The following is a 4,767-nucleotide window of genomic DNA, read 5'->3' as shown; positions in this document are numbered from 1 at the left end:
CCGAGCCGGCCGGCGCATTCGTGCGTCGTGATGCGCCGGGTGAAGCCGGCGCGCGCGCCACCGATCCTGTGCAATTCGTTCACGTGGAAGGCGACCGTGCAATCTGACCGCAAACGACTCGTTACGCCGCTCGGCATCGCCGGTTTCGGCGCCGCAGTCGCGCTGTCGCTCGTTGCCGTGTTTCCGCGCGGCACGCTCGAACGCGCACTGCTGGAAAGCCGTCAATCCGATGCGCTGACTATCGCCTACCTGCGCGCGTGGCTGCGCGCCGATCCGAGCAACGCGGGCGCCGTCGAGCATCTCGCGCGCGAATACATCGGCCAGGGACGCCTCGACGATGCCGAACGGCTCGTCGCGCAATTGCGGACGTCGCCCGATGCGGCGGTCCGCGCACGCGCGATACTGACCGACATCGGCATTGCCGAGCATCGGCTGTACGCGTTGCCGGAGGGGGCGCCCGAACGCATCGGGCGCATCGCGAAGCTCGATACGCTGCTGAGCAATGCGGTCGACGCGCCCTGGTCGCCGGCCCAGTTGCAGATGTTCGCGATCAAGGCGCAGACCCTGAACGACGGCGCGCTGGCGGCGCGCTATTACCGCCGCCTGGCGTCGCGCGACCCCGCCCGCGCGACATACTGGCTGGGCAAGGAATCGGCCGCGCAGCTGGCGAGCGGGCATTACCGCGAGGCCGCCGATGCGGCGTTCACTGCGAGCGCACGGGCGGCGAACAAGGGCGAGCGGCGCAGCTTCTTCTTCGCCGGCCTGCGTGCGCTGCAAGGCGGGAATCTGCTCGGCGAGGCGATACTCGCGGCGCGCGAGCATGTCGGCGAGCTGGCGGCCGATGCGCGCACGCTGCGTTTCCTGATCCAGCTGTCGCTGGCGGCCGGTCGCCCCGATCTGGCCGCCGATTACACGAACCAGCTCGTGAAGCTGCACGCGGCGCAGAAGCAGGCGGCCGCATCGCGGTCGCCCGGGCGAGATGCGGACGATGCGCCGCGCATCCGGCTCGCGGTCTGGCGCTGGAGCGAGCGCGCGCATGTCGTGCGCGTCGCGCAGGCGGCCGATGCGTCGGCGGACGAAGGCGCGGGTGGCGGCGGCAAGGCGGCCAATGAGGCGGGGCCGTCCGACGAGGAACTGGCGTTCAAGGTGTTCCTGCAGAACAGCAAGCTGAACGAGGCCGAAGGTGTCGCGCGCAACGCACTCGCGCGCGATCCGAATTCGGTGGTGTGGCACGAACGGCTCGCGCAGGTCGCCACCTGGAACAACCGGCCGCGTGTCGCGCTCGATGCGTACTACTGGCTGGCGAGGACTCGCAACGACGAGGCGTCCTGGCAGCAGGTACTGCGTCTCGCGCCCGCGCTGCATGACGATCGCGCGTTGCTGGCCGGGCTGCGCCACGAACTCGACGAAGGCGGCGCGAAGGGCGATCGCCGCAAGCAGCTCGAATGGATCGACGCGTATATCGCGATCGAGGAAGGGCGCGCCAATCCGGGCGCAGCGATCCGCTTTCTCACCCTGTACGCGCGCGGCCCGCTGCGCCAGCCGGTGCTCGAACGCACCGCGGCGCTTGCGGAGCGCACGGGCGACGATGCGCTCGCGCTGCGCACGTGGCAGACGCTCGAGCGCGAGTATGGCCCGAACCAGACGTACGCGACGAAGATTGCCGTCTCGCTGTACGGCAGGCATCGCTATCAGGAGGCGCTCGCCGCGCTCGGCCGGGCGAAGCCCGCGGCGCAGTCCGCGTCGAATGCCGACCAGTACTGGCGTTTGTACGCGACGCTCGGGAAGCTGGCCGGTCGTCCGGACATCGTCGTCGAGGGATCGCGGCATCTGCTCAAGAGCCGGCGCGAGACGCCGGGCGATCTCGAACAGATGATCGACGCGCTCGACGCGCAGCCGTTCGACGCGGGCCGGGTCGCCGAATACGCGTTCCGCCGCACGGGCGAGCTGCGCGACCTGCGACGCGCGGTCTACTACTACACGCGTGCGCGCGCCTACGAACGGGTGGCGGCGCTGCTCAATTCGCTCACACCGGCACAGGCGGCGCGCGCGGAGCGCGATCCGGAATACCTGATGGCGCGGTCGCAGTACTGGCGGCTGGTCGGCGAACCCACACGCGCGATCGAGGACGTGCGCGCGGTGCTGCGCATGCACCCCGACAACGCGAACGCACAGGTCGCGCTGATCTGGCTGCTGAACGATTCGGGCAGCGATGCCGAATTGCGCGCTGCGCTGCGCACCTACCGGTCGCGTGTGACGGGCGACACGCCGCTTGCCGCCGCGTACGCGGCGGCCTACCTGCGGCTCGGCGATGCGCATGCCGCCTTGCATTTCCTGAGGCTGAACGCGCCGTCGCATCGCAACGATCCGCTGTGGCGGCTGACGGTCGCGGACGCGCTCGAGCTGCAGGGGCAGAGCGGCGAGGCGTGGCGGATCAGGCGCGCCGTATGGGCGCGGCTGCACCGCGACCGGATCGACCAGCGCCGTCCGCCGCAGATGACCCCGGACGAGTACGACACGGCGCGTGTGCGCTTCATCACGCTCACCGACCGCTTTGCGGGCAGCGACGCATCGAAGCGGCTGCTGATCGAGTTGCTGCGCGAAGACGCACTGGCGAACGCGGCGCCGGCCGCACAGGCGTCGTCGGATCTCGGCGACCTGTCGATGCTGCCGCCGGACACGGCACAGTCGCTGACCCAGCGCAACGAGCGCTATTCGGCGACGGCGCGCGAGGCGATGCTCGCATGGAGCCAGTCGCACGACGCATACGATTTTGAGCGCGACTGGCTCGCCTGGCATTACACGCAGCGGCTGTCGCAGCCGTCGTATGCGAATGCGGCGCTTGCGCTCGCGGACGACGATCCGGCGAAGCTGTCGCAGATCCTCGACGATCCGGCCGATCCGGTGCCGGCCTCCACGAAGATTGCCGTGGCGCAGCGCGCGGGCCGCATCGACGCCGCGCAGCAGGCCGCATTCGATGCGCAGAACCTGCTGCCGGACAACGACGTGATGCACGCGACGCTCGTCGATACGGTCATGCCGACCGCGCAGGCGATTGCGCCGGGCTTCCGGTATCTGCATACCGGCCCGCTGCTGTTCTACGAGACCAGCATCGGCGCGGGCGTCCACATTACGCCGACGCTCGCATTCGCATTCCGCTACGTCGATCGCGCGCAGCACGGCGACAACTCGCTGCCCGGCGTGCCCGGCAAGGATCGCAACTTCGAGGGCGTGCTGCGCCGCTACGGGACGATCGACCGCGAGGCGCTGGTGGTGGGGCGCCGCAACGCGCTGCGCGATTTCACGACCGTGCGCATCGAAGGCGCGGTGCTTGAAGGCCGCCCGCTCAGCTTCAGCTATTCGCTCGGCCGCAACCAGGAAGCGACCGAGTCCGTGCAGTTGCAGGTCGGCGGCGTGAAGGACAACGTGGTCGGCGCGGTCGCGTTCCAGCCGGATCCGCACGTCTTCACCCGCGCCCGCGTCGAATACGCGCGCTATTACGGGCAGGATCGCTCGTACCTCGGGCACGGCACGCTGATCAACGCGGACGCGGGTTACAAGCTGCGCATCAGCTATCCCGACTACACGGTGCGGCTGGCGGTCACGCACGGCTGGTTCACCGCGAACGGGACGCCGGGCGGGCTGCTGCAGCAACTGGTGCCGAACGGGACGCCGCTGACCGGCTCGCAGTTCGTGCCGCGCTCGTTCACGCAGGTCGCGCTGCTGGGCGGCTTCGGCAACGGGCTGCTCGACGGCTATTCGCGCAGATGGCGGCCCTATCTCGAAGTCGGCCCGATGTACGACTCGCACGCCGGCTGGGGCGAGCGCGTGACGGCGGGCATCGTCGGCAGCGTGATCGGCGGCGATCAGCTCGGCGTGTACATCACCCATGCCAGTGCGTCGCAGAACCATTCGACGCCTTACACCGAAGTCGGCATCCGCTATCGCTGGATGTATTGAACCGCAGACGAAGGAGAGCGACATGAAAGGGAGCGCATCGCCACGTGAGATATGGAAGCCGGCGCCGCATGGCGGGGGCGCCCGCCGCTGGTGCGCGGTGCTGGCCGCGGCGGGCGCGCTGCTCGCCGGTTGCGCGCAGATCGACAGCGGCCCCGTGTCGGCCTTCGAGGCCAGCGGCGGCTACAGCGACCTGCGGCTGGCCAACACCGGCTGGGCAATCCTGCCGATCGAGAACAACACCGAGACGGCAAACGCAGGGCAGCGTGCGGCGTCGATCGCCGCCGGCTTCCTGCGCGCGCAGGGCTACACCGACGTGCGCGAATATCGCGCACCGGGCGACGACGGGATGTTCGTGGACTGGACCGGAACGGATCTGGGCAAGGCGAAGAAGTGGGCCGCCGACAACCATCTGCGCTATGGCCTGACAGGCGCGGTGAACGAGTGGCGTTACAAGGTCGGGGTCGATGGCGAGCCGGCGATCGGCATCGCATTGCAGATCGTCGACCTGAAGACAGGCGCGGTGGTCTGGAGCGGCACCGCGAGCCGCACGGGCTGGAGCCGCGACGCGGCGACGAGCGTCGCGCAGGGGCTGGTGCGGCAACTGCTGACGCCGGTTATCGGGTCCGGCGACAGAGGCGCGCGTTCGTAATGTGCATGCGGCGCCCGGGCGGGCGCCGCATGCGTATCGGATGCCGGAGGCGGGCGTCCGCGCCCGGCCGCCGGCGGTCACGCGCGCGAGGCGCGTGACGCGGGGCTTAGAAGCCCCAGTAGCAGACCGTGCCCTGGCCGGCGCTTGCGTCCGACACG

Annotated in this window: 2 protein-coding genes; both read left to right on the top strand. The window is 70.0% G+C overall.

Annotated features, from left to right (window positions below):
* Positions 1 to 96 precede the first annotated feature (96 nt).
* Positions 97 to 3,960, top strand: coding sequence for a tetratricopeptide repeat protein (locus tag KH616_RS21530; RefSeq protein WP_292250627.1), 3,864 nt, complete (start codon positions 97 to 99; stop codon positions 3,958 to 3,960).
* A 22-nt stretch (positions 3,961 to 3,982) separates the two neighbouring features.
* Positions 3,983 to 4,609 carry a hypothetical protein gene (locus KH616_RS21525; protein WP_292250626.1) on the top strand — a complete coding sequence of 209 codons (627 nt, stop codon included), beginning with the start codon at positions 3,983 to 3,985 and terminating at the stop codon, positions 4,607 to 4,609.
* Positions 4,610 to 4,767 lie beyond the last annotated feature (158 nt).

Source organism: Burkholderia sp., from assembly GCF_018375725.1.
Classification (GTDB): domain Bacteria; phylum Pseudomonadota; class Gammaproteobacteria; order Burkholderiales; family Burkholderiaceae; genus Burkholderia.
This window is presented reverse-complemented; position numbering and strand designations above follow the sequence as displayed.